Origin of the sequence: Bradyrhizobium sp. CW1, assembly GCF_023100665.1 — a bacterium.
GTDB lineage: Bacteria > Pseudomonadota > Alphaproteobacteria > Rhizobiales > Xanthobacteraceae > Bradyrhizobium > Bradyrhizobium canariense_D.
Genome location: NZ_CP064684.1, coordinates 1,700,818 through 1,716,625 on the forward strand (window position 1 = coordinate 1,700,818; position 15,808 = coordinate 1,716,625).

Sequence of the window (15,808 nt, forward strand, 5' to 3'; positions counted from 1 at the left end):
GAATCGATTTATCCGGTCAAGCGGGTCGACAACATGACCATGGCGTTTGGTTCTCGAAGCGAGGGTGCCGTTTCTCGACCATCAAGTCGTGGAGCTCGCGGCGCGCGTCCCCTCGAGCCTCAAGGTTGGCGGCGGCGGCAAGACGATTATCAAAGACATGGCCCGTAGAGATGTGCCGAGAGCCATCATCGATCGGCCCAAGGGCTATTTTCCAGTTCCTTCTCTGCGCTACCTGAGAGGTCCATTCCTCGACTATGTTCGCGAGATCATGACTTCATCGAAGGCCGCGATGCGGGGTTTGTATCGCACGGATTTCATCGATCACATGCTGCAGCATCCTGAAGCTGAAATGAGCCCGAAGGGCCATTCGCGCCTGTGGCAGGCGGCTGTTCTCGAAGCGTGGTTGCAAGCGCATGCGATTTGATCCGAAAATACTGCAGATGTTGAGGGTTCAGCTGAGCCGTGACGGCGGCCACCTGATCATCCGCTCCGCTGCCGGCGTCGATGAGACCAGCGAGTACTCGTTCGGGATCGAGGAGGAGTACTTCCTTGCGGACAGGAAGACGCTGGATGTCGCCACTCAAACGCCGAATGATCTGTTCGAAGCTGCGAGCTGGTCTACGGGCGGCCAGGCGATGCGCGAGATGCTGCAGGCCCAGCTGGAGGTCGCCACGAACGTCCATATCCACGCCAACGACGCTCGCGAGGAATTGAAGTTTCTGCGGCGCGAGGTTGCTGCCGTCGCCGCGCAATACGGCTCGGCGATCATGGCACCGCATCGTGGCGGTACTCGCAGCCCAGTCCAAAGCCGCGTTATGAGGATATGATCGAGGATCTTAGAACCCTTGGACACCGCAATACGAAGAGTATGTAGCTGCTCTCGTCTGCCCGACGAAAGTTACGTGTGGTGGGGAATGCGTCCGTCGTCCCGCCACCCCACCCTGGATTGCGAGCTCCCGACGTCTGCACCCGGGTTGATGACGCGGTTGCGATCGCATCCTTGTATCGCGCGTTGTCGCGGTACTTGTACGAGAGGCCGCACCTCTCTCAGAGCAGGTGACGAACGTCGATCGAGCAATCGCAGCTGAGAACAAGTGGCGTGCTCAACGATACGAAACAAACTGCATCTTGGCCACGAGAGACGGGTCTACAGGAACGGTGGGCGCAACCTGGGCGAAGTTAATCGGTGGATCGCCCAAGCCACGGTAGCCGGGCAGGTCGATCCGTCTTCTGGGGCGTCCAACCAAGAGATTGTTTAACAACACGCGCGTTGGCGACGATGATGCCACAAGAACAGGAGCGAACATGAGCATACCGATGCCACTTCCCGTGTTCGATCGCAGACCGAGCAAGCTGTTCGACGAGTTTATGGACGACGGCACTTCGACGTACGAAGCCAGACCCCATCGCTCCGTCATCCAGTGGATCACGTCCTCGCCCACCGTTGATTGGCTCATTGCCGCTTACCAAAACACGCGGTTCACCGCGCGAAAGATCCATCCTTTCATTCGCAAGCACAAGGTCGACATGTCGGAATTCGAGCCAGGCCCCTTCGATAGCTATGCTGGGTTTTCGAGAGACGTTTTCTGCCGGTAAGCGCCCATTTCCGGATCGGGCAAATGAAATGGGGGCCTTCGCCGAAGCGCGTTACTTCGGCTGGGAAAAGCTCACCCCGGAGCAGCGCTTTCCAGTGAAGGGCGCCTCCCTCGAAGCCGAGACGCTGCTTGGCAGCGCAGACGGCGCCAAGTCGTTCGAAGGCGGCCCGGTGATCCTCGCCCGGCTATCGCCAGTATTATGACCTCGCTGACGCGGCGCGTCTACTCCTTCCTTGACGCTTGCTTGCTGTGTCACGCGCATTTCCCGGGTTGTGCGGTGCTCCACGTAAAGCTGCCCCGTTACCAGCACCACAGCAGAAAAGGCAGCGGCGAGCATTGCAGTTGCCAGTTCGGGATGATCGTTTCGGTCTTCTCCCGTAGTGACTTCTGAAAATTCGTTATGGCGGGGGACGTTCCTGCGCGGATACAGGGAGGGCCCTTCGGCCTTCCGAATGGCTAATGCAGAACGTTCCGGCACCGCACCGAGCTTCGCTGACATGGGGCGCTAACTTGAAGCATCCGATATTCGCTCTATCGCTGAGGCGCCGGCGGATGTAACCGGAACGTCGAAACTTCCTCTTGGGTTGCAGCCGTCTGGCAACAGACTGGAGGTCGGTTGCGGGCCAACAACCGACCCCAGCATCTTCGCCTGAGGCGGAAACTCGGGCACAATCGGAAGGAAGCTGCAGTGTTTCCTGAGTGGCGCCGGATGTTTTCTGAATTTTTACCTATGTTATCGCGCCTACATGCTGCGGTTGGCAGGCTCTGCGGGTCGAGGCGCCCATGAAAGGAATCATCCACGAGCTCGACGCGTGAACAAGGTACGTGCCTGGCAGCTAGTGGGTATTCGATTTTTGCCACCGCTCGAGATCAATCGGGGGACGCTTTGGGTCGATCTGCTCCTTCTCGGGATTCCCTTGCCAAGGCTGGTCCGTCTGCCGGTGGGTCGGCAAATCCGTCTGCTGTCGCGGATCGTCGACCGGTGTTTCTCTCGGGTCGTTTTCAGGCGCTTTCGCTTTCGGCATAAGTTGTCCTCTTGATGCTTTGTCCATGTCCATGCGGCGGCACGCGATCAGCGTACGCCGGCGACAATTGCCGCGACGCGGCGCGAATGCTGATCGACGATGACGAGATCCTTTCCGGCTATCAGGTACTGGTTGCCCCAGAATCCGTTCAGCACTTGGGTGACTTCGGGCGGCAGGTCGGCCACTTCGGTCTGGCGCGGGACCGAAGTGCCGATCATCATCTCGAAATTGGGGCGATCCATCGTGGGACCGTGCGCTGACGAGAGGATGGAGCGCAGCTGTTCGCGCTGCTGATCGTTGAGGCCAGCGGGCTGACTGGTCTTCTGAATATCCCGAGCGCGACCGCCCGTCGTGTCCTCGTTGCCCGCGGGATTCTCCTTCGCCGCTTTGCTGACCGCTTCGTGCTGGGTTGGAACTCCAGTGCCGACCGTCGTAGCCGCAGCACCTTTGTCTGCGCCCGTGGAGGGGCGGCCCAGATAGTCTGTTGCCCCGAACATCTGGGGGACGGCGAACCAGACGATGAAACCTACAAACAGGACGGCGGCCACGACCGATCCCGCCATCATCAGCTTTCGGGTGCCGTCCTTCTCCGTTTCACGCGATAGATCCTTGACCATGAACAAAAAGCCTTCGGTATGAACTAGGGGTCAACACGGGCAGGAATCGTTCGTTCCTACGGCATGCATCAGCATCGATCAGGAACGACCGCCACCGCATCTCATTGCCAGCGCATGAGGTCGCGGGACCGAAGCAAGGAGCATGCAATGACTAAAATGCCCCCGTACCGCCAGAGCAGCGCAGCGACAAGGGACCCGGATCTGATCCTAGGATCGAGACAGACGAAAAGGTGCCCGTCCTAGGATCGAGACAGACGAAAAGGTGCCCGGCCGCGAGAACTTCGACACCCAGGGCCGTCACGGCAACATCAAGCAGAACACGACAAACCAAGGCTACCAGCAGGACCGATGAATGCCACACAAGAACTCAGACACTGAGCGCTTCGGTGGTCCGGGCTCCTCGCGGCAGGATCGCAAGCACCCCGAAAAGGAAGGTCGCGAGCATGAGCGCCCTGCGCCCGGAACGGCTACCAACGACCGCAAATCACACGTCTCGGGAGGCGGTGGTGAGCGCGATCAACATCACACGCACAATGATCGTGAGAGGAGCTGAGCAATGGCTAAGACAACTTCGAGCCTGATGTTGATCGCGTTCCTGGCGACCGCGTCGATAGGGGCCGCCTCGGCGCAGAGTGGCGGTGGCGGCGGTTCGGGAGGATCGGGCGGAGCAAGCGCGAGCAGCACGAGCGGCGGCACCGGCGGTGCCACAAGCCCTGGGTCGGCCCGCGGTGCCTCAAGCCTTGGGTCTTTAGGCGTTGGGTCGGCAGGAGCTACAAACCAGACGGGTGGTGCATCGCCCAGCTTGGGCAATCCAGGCGACGCGGCAGCAGCTTGGCGAGGCACGACGGCTACTGGCACGAACACCGCCGGAACGGCCCAATCAAGGGTAGCGGCCCGCAAGGATCGACCACCGTCGGGCGGGCAGGAAATCCGGCAGGAGGGACCAGCAGCGGACGGATTGACGGAACTGCGACACCCGCTCCGTCGATGCCGGGCGACGCCGAAATACGCTCGGAGAACTCTCAGGATTCCCATGTCGATCGAAAGATCAAGAGCATCTGCAAAGGCTGCTAGATTGGGCGATCAGCACGCTGGGTTTCCCGGCGTCCAATCGAGGTCGTCCTCGCTTCGAGGTTCGGGGTCGGGCGAGCAGGGCTTGATCTTCAGGTCATCCTCGAGCCTCGGCTGACTACCGTCGCTTTCGACCAGACCAGCGTCCTCGGCCTTTTTCAGCGTTTCCTCTTTCGTTGAAAACGTGCGGCTCAGTTTCTCGCCATCCAGGGCATATGCCATCTCGGCGCTCCTCGCGGTTTGATTATCGGCGACTTTGGCGGCGCCCGTCACCTACGGCCACCGCCAACGCTACGGCCATCACTTCCGCTCGCGCTTGAGTCGTTGCGCGCCGTTTCCTCTCTTGCCTTTGCCGTGTTCCACGGCGGGCCGTCCCGACCTTCTTGCCATTTGTACCTCCTTGTCGCCGGGGTGAAGCTCTAGCCGACTTCCCTGAGATTGCTCAGGATCGCCAGGTGGCGCTGAATGATCGGCAGCGACATCTGTGCGACCTGCTGTTCGCCGGGGTTGCCACCGGATCGCAAATAGGACGTGTTGAGCGCGAGCAATTCACGGTGCCCGCGAATCTGCCCCTGCACATACATCCGGTCGAAGGGACCCGATGGTGTGGCCTGAAGGCGCTGAAAGAGGGCGGCATGATCCGGTCGCAGTGGTGCCGATCCAGGTGCTGCTCCGAGCGCGCTCGCGACCTGGACCTGTTCGGCGATCTCTGCATTCGCGAAGTTGATGATGTCGGGATTGCCGGTGCGCGTCAGGGCGAGCTGACTCGTCTGCATCGCAAACGCCCCACCCATGAGGTCGGCCGTTCGAAAATCCCGCTGTGGGACTGGTTTGGATTGCGCAGCGTAGGTCGATAGTCCGAGGCCGCCCAATGCAAGTAAAAACGATCTTCTCAGCATGATGGAATCTCCAATGTTGGATTCACAAGACGCTGCGATCGTTTCGAACGTTCCTATCGCCGCCGTAAACAGCCGGGCGATGCTCCGCCTGATGTCATCGGCATCGTGCCATGAGCCGGCAGGTTAACGCAGGTTATTGGAACGGGAAGTGCGTCATGATCATAGGAACGGCAGCACTGAGGACGGTTTGTCCATCATCCAGATGCCGACCGGCGCACGAGCAAAATCATGCAATACAGAAATTCACGCAGCTTCCCGATTTCCGCGGGCGTCCTTCTCGGGCTTGGTCTGGGCGGGTTTTTTGACGGCATCGTGTTTCATCAGCTGCTGCAATGGCATCATATGTTAAGCGGCTGGTATCCGCTCAACTCCATCGACAACGTCAAGCTCAACACGACCTGGGACGGCATCTTCCACAGCGCGGCCTATGTTGTTGTGCTCCTCGGCCTGTATGTGCTGTGGCAACGGGCGCGCAGGTCTGACATCCACTGGTCGCGCGGCCAGTGTCTCGGCGCGGTGTTGCTCGGTTGGGGCATCTTCAATCTGGTTGAAGGCGTGGTTGACCATGAGGTCTTCAAGCTGCACCAGGTGAATGAGACCGTGCCTCACGAGCAGCGCATCTTCTGGGACATCGGCTTCCTGCTATGGGGTGCGGCCATGTTGGTCATCGGCGCCGCCATGACACGCGCCGGCACGCAAGGGAGGGTCCATGCGGAAAGCAGTCTACAGCCTCGCTAGAGAGACCCCGCCAGCTCTGGTCTATGCCATTTTTATATTGCTGCTGATGCTCGCTACAGCACCGGCCTTTCGCATCGTGCTGTTGGGTGTGTCGCTGGATGATCTTCTGCAACTACGCTGCTTCAATCCCGGCTGATGCGCGGTTATCACGCCTCATGTCTTCCCGGAGGTAACATGGTCGAGTTCAGGCTTCCGAAACACTCCCGCGTCGAAAAGGGAAGGATCTGGCCCAAGCCGGCCAGCAAATCGTTGCGCGAATTCCAGGTCTATCGCTGGAATCCCGACGACGGACGCAATCCCCGGCTCGACACCTACTTCGTCGATATGAGCGATTGCGGGCCCATGGTTCTGGATGGTCTGATCTGGATCAAGAACAACATCGACGCCACGCTGACATTCAGGCAGTCCTGCCGCGAAGGCGTGTGCGGCTCCTGCTCGATGAATGTCGCCGGCCAGAACACGCTCGCCTGCACCAAGTCCATGAGCGAGGACGTTCCGAACGGCGAGCCGCTGCGCGTGCTGCCCTTGCCGCATCAGCCAGTGGTCAAGGACCTCGTTCCCGACCTGACGAATTTCTACGCACAGCTCGCATTGATCGAACCTTGGCTGCAAACCGTGTCACCCACACCACCGAAGGAATGGCGACAGAGCCATGAAGATCGGGCCAAGCTCGACGGGCTCTACGAGTGCATCCTCTGCGCCTGCTGCTCGACATCTTGTCCAAGCTACTGGTGGAATTCCGAGCGTTTCCTCGGCCCAGCGGCCCTGATCCAGGCGGCGCGCTGGGTCAATGACAGTCGCGACGAGGCGACGGGCGAGCGTCTCGACAAGCTCGAAGACCACTTCAGGATTTATCGCTGTCACACCATCCTCAACTGCGCGAAGGCGTGTCCCAAGGGCTTGAATCCGGGCGAAGCCATTTCCGGATTGCGCCTCAAGATGGTCGAACGGAAGTTCTGACCGGGACGGACACTCCCCGCAGAAAGGAACGATGGCTGCGACGTAGGCTTATCGGCCAAACTGGAGGTGCCTGATGGGCAAGAAACAATTCGCCGCGTTGCCGTTCATGCTGAACAATTCCGAGTTGCGCGTGATGCTGATCACGACCAGGCGCAAGCGCAGGTGGAGTGTCCCGAAGGGATCGCCGATGCGCAAGACGGAGCCGCACCGTACGGCTGCGCTCGAGGCGTACGAGGAGGCCGGTCTCGTCGGTGTCACCGCAAAGCGCGCGCTGGGCTCCTTCAAGCATCGTAAACGGAAGGGTGATCGCAAGCGGACCATGAACGTTGCCGTCTTTCCCATGAGGGTCCACGGGCAGGAGCGCTGGTGGCCGGAAAAGGGAGAGCGTGAAGCAATCTGGGTCTCGCCGAAGACGGCGGGCCGTCTGGTGCACAAGGCGCAGCTTCGTCGTCTAATCGCCCGCTTCGCGGCGCAGACGGAGAAGACCGCCTCCTCACCGCCGAGCGATGGCATGGCTCCAGGAACCCGCGTCTCGTCCAGTTATTCAAGGTAGATGAACCAGCAACCGACCGGACTCGCATTCGAGGAGCGACCGCCTCATGAGGTCTTGGCCGCGGCGATCAAGCGACGCTGCGCGATCCTGTTCGTCGGCGCCGGCGTCTCGATGGCTGTCGGCCTGCCGTCCTGGCATTCTCTGATCGACCATCTGCTGGATGACCTTGGACTTGAGCGCGACGTGATCGCTGGGATGCACGGCGGCTATCAGATGCTGGCGGAGTACTACCGGCTGAAGCGCGGCGGAATCGGCCCGCTCCGCAGCTGGCTCGACCGCAACTGGCGCGTCGACCCGGACAGGATCGCGGCCTCACGGCTCCACCGGCTGATCGTGGAGCTCGATTTTCCGACCATTTACACCACGAACTACGACCGCAACCTCGAGACGGCCTTCGAGGTCCTGGAAAAGCCCTATGCCAAGATCAGCAACGCAAAGGACATTGCAAGCGCCCGTTCCGGCGTCACGCACATCATCAAATTTCATGGCGACTTCGACGACGATGCCTCGCTCGTCTTGACCGAGACCGACTTCCTCAACCGGCTCGCGTTCGACTCGCCACTCGATATCCGGTTTCGCGCCGATGCTTTGGGCAGCACGCTGCTTTTCATCGGATACAGCATGTCCGATCCCAACATTCGGCTCCTGCTGCATCGGATTTGGCAGAGTTGGGATGAGTCCGGGCACCGCCAGGACCGACCGAGGTCCTTCGCTTTCGTCACGCAACGCAATCCGGTGCAGGAGGCCGTATTGGCGAACTGGGGCATCACCACCATCGCGCCGCCTGACGGCGTCAGCCCGGATGAAGGTGTTAGCCGGTTCTTGCTGGACATCCGCCAGCGTATCGACCGAGAGACCTAGGCGGACTCTGGCGCGCTGAAACGCTGCGAGCCTCGCCTTACGCTGCATATCCCGTTCCGGAGAGCCACGGATCCGGCATGCTGCATGTCCAAAAAGCCCGCGCGCCAACGCTGCGCCATGGCCGCTTCCGACAGGTCGAAAGATTTTTCAGGGCCGGCTTCCTCGCGGCCGGGTCGGTAGCTCAGGAGATAGATCCTGTCGTTGCGATCCCGGCCCTGTAGCTCGGCGCGAAGCTGGCGAGCTTCGAGGGCGTGACGAAGGCGCTGAAAGGTCTGATTGCCGAAGGTGAGATCGCTCTTGCGCTCAGCCGCGGCCTCGAGGCCGTCAGGGACGTTGCCGTCCCGTGCATAGAGGTCGACGACGTAAAGGCGAAGCGAGGCTGGAGCTTCGAGGACCGGATCGAACGGCGCGTTGAGCGAAAACCCGCCATCGCCGAGCCATCTCCCGGCAACCTGCACCGGACCGAATTCGGGAAGAAATCCGCAACTGGCCAGGATGTGATCCATTTCGATCCGCTCCGACGACGAATCGAACAGCACGGCATCGCCACTTTCGAGGTCCGTTGCGCAGATGGAAATGCGCAGCTCGCCATTGTTCACACGCCCGAAATCGATCAATCGCTGAAGGCGTTCGCGTGTTGGGCCGAGATCGTACAGACCCGTGAAGGGGAAGGACGGTAGAGGCAGGCGGGGATGGAAAAAGCCAGTGTGGCCAAGCAGGCGCGTATTGATTGAACTCAGCCAAGCGGACAGGTGGCGGCTGGGGCTCCTTGTGACGGCAGGCGCGGCGGGAGCATGCCAGTAGCCGCGCAAATTCGCGAGGCGGTCGGGGATGGGACATCCCGCGATCAATGCCGCCGTGATCGCGCCCGCGGACGCACCGGTCACCCAGTCGATGTGCGGCGAGACAGAAGTGAGGGCTTCAAATGCGCCGCCATGATACGCGCCAAGGCCGAGACCGCCGGCGAACACAACGGCCGTGAGCGTTGGCTCTGCTGCCATGGGTTCGCTCGGGCTAGTGAGAGGGTCGGTCTGAGAGACGCTCGCTTACCACCCGAAAGCCGGGCATGTTCACCGATATCCCCTATTTCGCCGTGCATAGGCATAGCGAGGATTGACGCCGCAAGGCGTTCGTTCCCGATGCGCTTGCCATACACTGAGCGTAACTGGCGAACTGGCAGTTGCCGGGATAGCCCCAGATGCGGCCCTGAAGGCAGTAGCGGTCTTGTGCGACGGCGGCCGTCGAGCAGCCGAGGCTCGTCACGAACGCGAGAGAGGCGGCAGCTCGAAGCAATCGATGTGCCATGGAAATCTCCAATTTCAGCATTGAACGTCGCTGGTGAAGCGGCGTTCCAAAGTGCAACGTTCATGGCTCCTTTTCCAGGTTCGAGGCGAATCGTTAACCTGTGTGAAGCCGTCCGATGTCGATCACGATTAAGGTGAGGGATGTCCTCGATCGGAAGCGAAGCGATATGCCTGAGCAGTCTCCCAGCTTGAGAAACTTCACCATCAACTTCGGTCCCCAGCATCCCGCCGCCCATGGCGTGCTTAGGCTCGTGCTCGAACTGGACGGCGAAATCGTCGCACGCGTCGATCCGCACATCGGTCTTCTACATCGGGGCACCGAAAAGCTGATCGAGGCCAAGACTTATCTTCAGGCAATCCCCTATTTCGACCGGCTGGACTATGTCGCTCCCCTGACGCAGGAGCACGCGTTTTGCCTGGCGATCGAGAAACTGATTGGCCTTGAAGTTCCGCGGCGAGGGCAGCTGATCAGGGTGCTCTATCACGAGATCAGCCGCATCCTGTCTCATCTTCTGAACGTCACGACGCAAGCGATGGACGTCGGGGCCTTGACGCCGCCTCTTTGGGGCTTCGAAGAGCGCGAGAAGCTCATGGTGTTCTACGAGCGTGCGTCCGGCAGCCGGATGCATGCCAACTATTATCGCCCCGGCGGCGTGCATCAGGACCTGCCACCAAAACTGATTGACGATATCGAAGCCTGGTGCGATCCCTTCCTACGTGTGGTGGACGATCTGGATCGATTGCTCTCGCTCAACCGCATCTTCAAGGCCCGAAACGTGGATATTGTGTCATTCGGCCTGCAATATTGACCCCCTAAGCCGGGGGATCGGCGTCCAAAATTGACCCCCTACAGGTTGGTCTGTTGCGCTGCCTGCTTCGTCATGAAGCAGGTGGTCGGGGATGCTGATCGTGGAGACAATCGCCCGGATACGGCGCGAGCACTTCATCAAGGGCAAGACGATCAAGGAGATCGCCCGTGACCTGAAGGTGTCGCGGAACACAGTCCGGAAGGTGCTGAGATCGGGAGAGACCTCATTCGAGTACGAGCGTGTTGTCCAGCCGCGGCCGAAGCTGGGACGATGGGCAGCAGAACTCGACGGGTTGTTGTCAGGGAACGCGGGCAAGTCCGCTCGCGAGCAACTGACATTGATCCGGATGTTCGAGGAGCTGCGTGAGCGCGGCTATGACGGCGGTTACGACGCCGTGCGGCGCTACGCCAGGCGATGGAGCAAGGAGCGCGGACAATCCACGGCCGCTGCCTACGTCCCGCTTAGCTTTGCGCCCGGAGAAGCTTACCAGTTTGACTGGAGCCACGAGGTCGTCCTGCTCAATGGCGTGACGGTGATGGTGAAGGCCGCCCATGTCCGGCTCTGCCACAGCCGGATGCTGTTCGTGCGTTGCTATCCGCGCGAGACACAGGAGATGGTGTTCGACGCCCACGACCGGGCGTTCGCCCTGTTCAAGGGCACCTGCGTGCGCGGCATCTACGACAACATGAAGACGGCGGTGGAGACGATCTTCGTCGGCAAAGGGCGTCTCTACAATCGCCGCTTCATGCAGATGTGCAGCCACTACCTGGTCGATCCGGTTGCCTGCACGCCAGCGTCGGGTTGGGAGAAGGGCCAGGTCGAGAACCAGGTTGGGCTTGTCCGGGAGCGCTTCTTCACGCCGCGGCTGCGGTTCAAAACCCTCGACGAGTTGAACGCGTGGCTGCTGGACAAGTGCATCGCCTACGCCAAGGCGCACCGGCATCCAGAACTGGCCGAACAGACGGTCTGGGAGGTGTTCGAAGCCGAGCGGCCGAAGCTCGTTCCCTATGCCGGCCGGTTCGACGGATTCCACGCGGTGCCGGCATCGGTCTCGACGACCTGTCTGGTGCGGTTCGACAACAATAAATACTCGGTCACGGCCAACGCTGTCGGGCGGCCTGTCGAGGTTCACGCCTACGCCGACCGCATTGTGATCCGTCAGGACGGACGCATCGTTGCCGAGCATGCTCGCTCGTTCGGCCGCGGCGAGACGACCTATGATCCCTGGCATTACGTGCCGGTACTGGCTCGCAAACCCGGTGCCTTGCGCAACGGCGCTCCCTTCAAGGACTGGGTGCTTCCGGCTGCGATCGAACGTGTGCGGCGTAAGCTTACCAGTGCCGACGATGGCAACCGGCAGATGGTCGATATCCTCAACGCGGTTCTGACCGACGGCTTGCCGGCCGTCGAAGCAGCCTGCGCCGAGGCGATCGCTCACGGCGTTCATTCCGCCGATGTCGTGCTCAACATCCTGGCCCGCCAGCGTGATCCTGCGCCGCCAGCCAACATTCTCACCCCGGCCGCACTGACATTGCGCCACGCCCCGATCGCCGACTGTGCCCGTTACGACAACCTCAGGAGAACCATCTGATGGAACGTACTCAACTCTTCGACCTCATGGGCGAGCTCAAACTCTACGGCATGAAGGCTGCCTTCGACGAGATCATGGCGACCGCTGTCAAACGCCAGCACGAACCCCAGCGCATTGTCGGCGACCTGCTCAACGCCGAGATCAACGAGAAGCAGGCCCGCTCGATTAAGTACCAGCTCACCATCGCCAAGCTGCCGCTGGCCAAGGATCTCGAGGACTTCCAGTTCGAAGGCACACCCATCAACCAGACGCTGGTCAATGATCTCGCCGGCGGCGGCTTCATCGCCCAGCAACGTAACGCCGTGCTGATCGGCGGTACCGGCACCGGCAAAACACATATGGCCATCGCAATCGCCAGAAGCTGCATCCGATCCGGTGCCCGCGGCCGCTTCTACAACGTGGTCGACCTCGTCAACCGTCTGGAGATCGAGACCCGCAATGGACGGCAAGGTCGGATTGCCGAGCATTTGACCCGGATGGACTTCATCGTCCTCGACGAACTCGGTTATCTACCGTTCGCCCAATCCGGCGGCCAGCTCCTGTTCCACCTCGTCAGCCGGCTCTACGAGCGCACGTCCATCGTCGTCACCACCAATCTCGCGTTCGGTGAATGGCCCAGCGTCTTCGGCGACGCCAAAATGACCACCGCGCTTCTAGATCGCCTGACCCACCATTGCGACATCGTCGAGACCGGCAACGACAGCTGGCGCTTCAAAAGCCGCGACGACGATCACGCAACCCGCGCTCGCACCGTCTCCGCAACCCCGACCAGCTCCGACGGTGCGAGCGCTACCGCCAAAACCCGCCGCTCGAAGGGGTCAAAATTGGACGCCGATACGGGGTCAAATTTGAACGCCGATTGACACGCAAAAGCGGCGTTGAGCAGCAAAGCGATGGAAAAGCCCGCCGACCTCACTGCCGAACAACTCGCTAGACCAATACGAACCGCCGACTTACCCGACCTTATGTCCGCTATTGCGCCGATCATCGCAGATTTCGTTGGCAAGGTCATCGCCCCGTTACAGACGCGGATTCGCGAACTCGAAACTGGCGGCGGCATCCGGTATCAGGGAAGCTGGCAAGCACCAAAGGACTACTCGCGCGGAATGATGGTGACGTTTGACGGCGGCATTTGGCATTGCAATGTGAGCACCACTCGCGACAAGCCAGGGACAAGTTCAAGCTGGACTTTAGCCCTCAAATCGAAAGCGCATTGACGTGCAAACAGCGCGGGAAGCAAAGGTAGCTGCTGCGAAATTCCTCGCATCGAAGGGCATGCTGCTGAGCGATATTGTCGAATGGGAAATCTATTTAGACGAAAACGATGATGATCGCGGCGGCAGCACCGTTTCGGCTTACTTTCTGTGGTACGGGGGCAGCCATGTTTGCTGTTTCGACTGGCCCTGGGAATCGGAAGCATTCGATGCGAAGGCATACAGACAATTCTTCTCAGCGGAGGCTCGGGTATCGGGCCAATGTCCGTTCACCCGGGGTATACCGGAAGTCATTGGCGGAGGGGCAAACCGAAGCGATTGACCCGTCCAGCGGCCAGCCTTCCGAACATCCCTTGCTTATTCCGCTGCCGCTAGTTCGCGCCCTAGAGGCGAGGTGAACCGGACGGCCAAACTCAAGCCACGTCCGCTTCCGGGGGACTGGGAGACGTTCTCCGGCCGTGCCATTAGGGCAGGTTTTGACCCGAAGCGGTCATGACGGTCGTACCCATTTTGCTCCTGTCTCCCGCAAATCTGGAGTTTTAATTGGTGGAGCGTGTTATATACTACGCTTGATAGTTGTGGTTAACCTCGAAGGGGAACGACCATGAAAATCTCGTTGGTCTTTGCTGTGAGTTTAGCTATCGCTGCCTTGTCGATTGCATCCGCCAATGCTGACAATCGGCGACCACCACCTACCGGCGGGATAGCTGTCGCCAGCGGTCCCGGATGCGGCAGCGGAGTTTGGCCAGCTTTTGGGACTTGCAAGAACGTGTTCAAATACAAAACGTATTCCGACTGCCACGCGGATGCGATGAAGATGTCTTGGAGGGGCAATGACATCTGGTGGTACTGCTCAAGTCTCGGGTTGAAGGACTGACCTCCCGCGTCAAGAATGCCCCGAGCCGCCGCAGTTGGCGGCCTCTTTCATTTCTCCAATGTCGCCTTCTGGCTCATCGCGTCAGCTGGCGCAGTGCTGCGCCATGTCTGGTGCCAGGGGTGGACCGGAAGTGCCGAGCTGAGGTGCCGCCCGACCCGATTGACCCTAAGCCGACTTGACCATAGGCGTCCCCGCCGCAGCGAGCAGAACTTCACGTTCGTTAGCAGGCATCGCCCGGATACGGCGCATCGTCGTAAGCCGTATCGCAAGGAAGCCGCCGACAAAAATAGCCCCCTTGCTGGCGATGCCAAAGATCGGCATGACCATCGCCCAAGTCTGGACAGTGCAGACCGCGGCCACCAGTGCATTAAGGGCGGCGGACAGGAACATGAGAGCAGCCCAACAGTAACCTACGACGATAGCGACATCGGAAGAGACCGCCTTTGCAATCGCCGGCAGGTAGCGGATCATCCAGCCCGCCCTAAGCATCACGGCTCCTACGATCCCGTAAATAACGCTTGGCTTGAACAGCACGAAGCGCGGATCGTCGGTGGCGATGGTCGCCGAACCTGCGGCGAGGACCAGAAAGAGGCTCAACCACTCCATGCTGTGGACCGGCCTCCCTCGAATAAGCTGAACTATGATCTGGATCACCCCTAAAGCCGAGCCCAGAACAACCGATAAGACCGTATTGTGCGTCAGGAGGTGCAGCACCACGAAGAAAATCGTAGAGGAAAGATCAAGAAGCAGAAACTTGGCCGTCCTCAAAAAATCTGACACCGAATCGGCTCCCAGTCCGAGGCTTCGCTTCTTCCAGATTCAACCATGGGTTGGTTTGAGGCAAGTCCTATCGATCACGCGGTCTCTCCACTTGTGGCCCTTCGCGACAGTTTGCGCGGCGCGGCTACATGTCCGGAGTTGGGGTTAGACGGGAAACAACCGGCTGAGGCTCAAGCCGGCGCTTTTGACCCATTGCGGACCTCGGCACGCCGATGGATGATGAGGCATGGCGGATCGACCACCTATCCTCATAGTCTTCGGCGGTCTTCCCGGCACCGGGAAGACCACTGTATCTCGCGGGCTGACAAGACGGCTCGCGGCTACGTATCTTCGCATCGACGCGATTGAACAGACCTTGCGTGCGGGGGGCCAGGCAATTGGACCAATGGGCTACACCATAGCTAATGCCCTGGCGGCTGAAAACCTTGAGCTTGGCCGCGTGGTTATCGCGGACTGCGTAAATCCGGTGCAGGCAAGCCGCGAGGGCTGGCGAAAAACTGCCTTGCACAGGTCGGCACGCCTCGTCGAAATCGAAGTGATTTGCAGCGATGTGGCTTTGCATCGGCAGCGGGTACAGAGCCGCACGTCTGATATCGATGGTCTCAGCCTGCCAACCTGGGACGAAATAGTGAGCCGACAATATGAGCCTTGGGATCGAGACCATTTGTTGCTTGATACTGCCAACGGTTCCCTCGATCACCTGATCGAACAGGCGGAGACATATGTTCGCGATGAGATCGGGTAGTCTGCAGTTGGCCCGAATGCGAACTCTAGGCGGCGTCCCCGGTGGTCGGCTCATGGGAGTAGACCGGAAGCAACCGGCGGCCACTCCGAAGGGTGCTCATGACCCGGAACGGACTTCGATAACTGTCCTGAGTGACGATCAAGGCTCAGTCAGAACCGGTTCGGCTGCC

General features: G+C 60.3%; 19 protein-coding genes and 5 pseudogenes. 17 read left to right on the forward strand and 7 right to left on the reverse strand.

Features of this window, described 5'->3' with window-relative positions:
* Positions 1-64 precede the first annotated feature (64 nt).
* From IVB54_RS08250 to IVB54_RS08265, 4 genes and pseudogenes are all read left to right on the forward strand, one after another.
* A complete protein-coding gene (locus tag IVB54_RS08250; RefSeq protein ID WP_247403543.1) occupies positions 65-424 on the forward strand; it encodes an asparagine synthase-related protein in 360 nt (119 codons plus the stop codon).
* Positions 414-1,259 (forward strand): annotated as a pseudogene (locus IVB54_RS08255) (glutamate-cysteine ligase family protein). The gene IVB54_RS08250 and the pseudogene IVB54_RS08255 overlap by 11 nt, the downstream one beginning before the upstream one ends.
* A gap of 46 nt (positions 1,260-1,305) precedes the next feature.
* Positions 1,306-1,596, forward strand: coding sequence for a hypothetical protein (locus IVB54_RS08260; RefSeq protein ID WP_247403540.1), 291 nt, complete (start codon positions 1,306-1,308; stop codon positions 1,594-1,596).
* Between the two features lie 28 nt (positions 1,597-1,624).
* Complete coding sequence (locus tag IVB54_RS08265) at positions 1,625-1,798, forward strand: hypothetical protein (protein WP_247403537.1); 174 nt, start codon at positions 1,625-1,627, stop codon at positions 1,796-1,798.
* A 633-nt stretch (positions 1,799-2,431) separates the two neighbouring features.
* On the opposite strand, the gene IVB54_RS08270 is transcribed toward IVB54_RS08265, so the two are convergent.
* A complete protein-coding gene (locus tag IVB54_RS08270; RefSeq protein WP_083926604.1) occupies positions 2,432-2,620 on the reverse strand; it encodes a hypothetical protein in 189 nt (62 codons plus the stop codon).
* 47 nt (positions 2,621-2,667) lie between these two features.
* Positions 2,668-3,237, reverse strand: a complete 570-nt coding sequence (locus IVB54_RS08275; RefSeq protein ID WP_247403534.1) for a DUF1236 domain-containing protein — start codon at positions 3,235-3,237, stop codon at positions 2,668-2,670.
* 147 nt (positions 3,238-3,384) lie between these two features.
* On the opposite strand from IVB54_RS08275, the pseudogene IVB54_RS08280 reads away from it, so the two are divergent.
* A pseudogene (locus tag IVB54_RS08280) lies at positions 3,385-3,589 on the forward strand (hypothetical protein).
* Positions 3,590-3,790 (forward strand): hypothetical protein, encoded by a 201-nt coding sequence (locus tag IVB54_RS08285; RefSeq protein WP_247403530.1) that lies wholly within the window; start codon positions 3,590-3,592, stop codon positions 3,788-3,790.
* 530 nt (positions 3,791-4,320) lie between these two features.
* Here the strand turns inward: IVB54_RS08285 and IVB54_RS08290 are convergent.
* Together IVB54_RS08290 and IVB54_RS08295 are read right to left on the reverse strand one after the other, a co-directional pair.
* The gene (locus IVB54_RS08290) at positions 4,321-4,581 is read right to left on the reverse strand and encodes a hypothetical protein (protein WP_247777151.1); all 261 of its coding nucleotides are present in this window, start codon (positions 4,579-4,581) and stop codon (positions 4,321-4,323) included.
* A gap of 146 nt (positions 4,582-4,727) precedes the next feature.
* A complete protein-coding gene (locus tag IVB54_RS08295; RefSeq protein WP_346658845.1) occupies positions 4,728-5,207 on the reverse strand; it encodes a DUF4142 domain-containing protein in 480 nt (159 codons plus the stop codon).
* 228 nt (positions 5,208-5,435) lie between these two features.
* Here IVB54_RS08295 and IVB54_RS08300 point away from each other — a divergent pair, with 228 nt between their 5' ends.
* From IVB54_RS08300 to IVB54_RS08320, 5 genes are all read left to right on the forward strand, one after another.
* Positions 5,436-5,945, forward strand: a complete 510-nt coding sequence (locus IVB54_RS08300; RefSeq protein ID WP_247777152.1) for a DUF2243 domain-containing protein — start codon at positions 5,436-5,438, stop codon at positions 5,943-5,945.
* The gene (locus tag IVB54_RS08305) at positions 5,917-6,081 is read left to right on the forward strand and encodes a hypothetical protein (RefSeq protein WP_204511968.1); all 165 of its coding nucleotides are present in this window, start codon (positions 5,917-5,919) and stop codon (positions 6,079-6,081) included. The genes IVB54_RS08300 and IVB54_RS08305 overlap by 29 nt, the downstream gene beginning before the upstream one ends.
* Before the next feature lie 38 nt (positions 6,082-6,119).
* Entirely contained in the window at positions 6,120-6,905 is a 786-nt protein-coding gene (locus IVB54_RS08310; RefSeq protein WP_247777153.1) for a succinate dehydrogenase iron-sulfur subunit, read from the forward strand.
* Positions 6,906-6,978: 73 nt separating this feature from the next.
* Positions 6,979-7,458 (forward strand): NUDIX hydrolase, encoded by a 480-nt coding sequence (locus tag IVB54_RS08315; protein ID WP_247407367.1) that lies wholly within the window; start codon positions 6,979-6,981, stop codon positions 7,456-7,458.
* The gene (locus IVB54_RS08320) at positions 7,459-8,319 is read left to right on the forward strand and encodes an SIR2 family protein (RefSeq protein WP_247777154.1); all 861 of its coding nucleotides are present in this window, start codon (positions 7,459-7,461) and stop codon (positions 8,317-8,319) included.
* Here the strand turns inward: IVB54_RS08320 and IVB54_RS08325 are convergent.
* Positions 8,316-9,290: a patatin-like phospholipase family protein gene (locus IVB54_RS08325; protein ID WP_247777155.1), complete on the reverse strand. Its 975-nt coding sequence runs from the start codon at positions 9,288-9,290 to the stop codon at positions 8,316-8,318. The genes IVB54_RS08320 and IVB54_RS08325 overlap by 4 nt on opposite strands.
* Before the next feature lie 99 nt (positions 9,291-9,389).
* A pseudogene (locus tag IVB54_RS08330) lies at positions 9,390-9,645 on the reverse strand (DUF3551 domain-containing protein).
* A 145-nt stretch (positions 9,646-9,790) separates the two neighbouring features.
* Between IVB54_RS08330 and IVB54_RS08335 the strand changes: the two are divergent.
* From IVB54_RS08335 to IVB54_RS08355, 5 genes and pseudogenes are all read left to right on the forward strand, one after another.
* Positions 9,791-10,408: pseudogene (locus IVB54_RS08335) on the forward strand (NADH-quinone oxidoreductase subunit D); the annotation flags it as partial.
* A gap of 115 nt (positions 10,409-10,523) precedes the next feature.
* A pseudogene (gene istA / locus IVB54_RS08340) lies at positions 10,524-12,014 on the forward strand (IS21 family transposase); the annotation flags it as partial.
* An 8-nt stretch (positions 12,015-12,022) separates the two neighbouring features.
* Positions 12,023-12,886, forward strand: a complete 864-nt coding sequence (gene istB / locus IVB54_RS08345) for an IS21-like element helper ATPase IstB (RefSeq protein WP_346658833.1) — start codon at positions 12,023-12,025, stop codon at positions 12,884-12,886.
* A 30-nt stretch (positions 12,887-12,916) separates the two neighbouring features.
* Complete coding sequence (locus IVB54_RS08350) at positions 12,917-13,240, forward strand: hypothetical protein (protein WP_247777156.1); 324 nt, start codon at positions 12,917-12,919, stop codon at positions 13,238-13,240.
* 1 nt (position 13,241) lies between these two features.
* Positions 13,242-13,559, forward strand: coding sequence for a hypothetical protein (locus IVB54_RS08355; RefSeq protein WP_247532491.1), 318 nt, complete (start codon positions 13,242-13,244; stop codon positions 13,557-13,559).
* Between the two features lie 720 nt (positions 13,560-14,279).
* Here the strand turns inward: IVB54_RS08355 and IVB54_RS08360 are convergent.
* Positions 14,280-14,894: a septation protein IspZ gene (locus IVB54_RS08360; RefSeq protein ID WP_247777157.1), complete on the reverse strand. Its 615-nt coding sequence runs from the start codon at positions 14,892-14,894 to the stop codon at positions 14,280-14,282.
* A 226-nt stretch (positions 14,895-15,120) separates the two neighbouring features.
* Here IVB54_RS08360 and IVB54_RS08365 point away from each other — a divergent pair, with 226 nt between their 5' ends.
* Positions 15,121-15,639, forward strand: coding sequence for an AAA family ATPase (locus tag IVB54_RS08365; protein WP_247777158.1), 519 nt, complete (start codon positions 15,121-15,123; stop codon positions 15,637-15,639).
* The last annotated feature ends 169 nt before the right edge of the window (positions 15,640-15,808 follow it).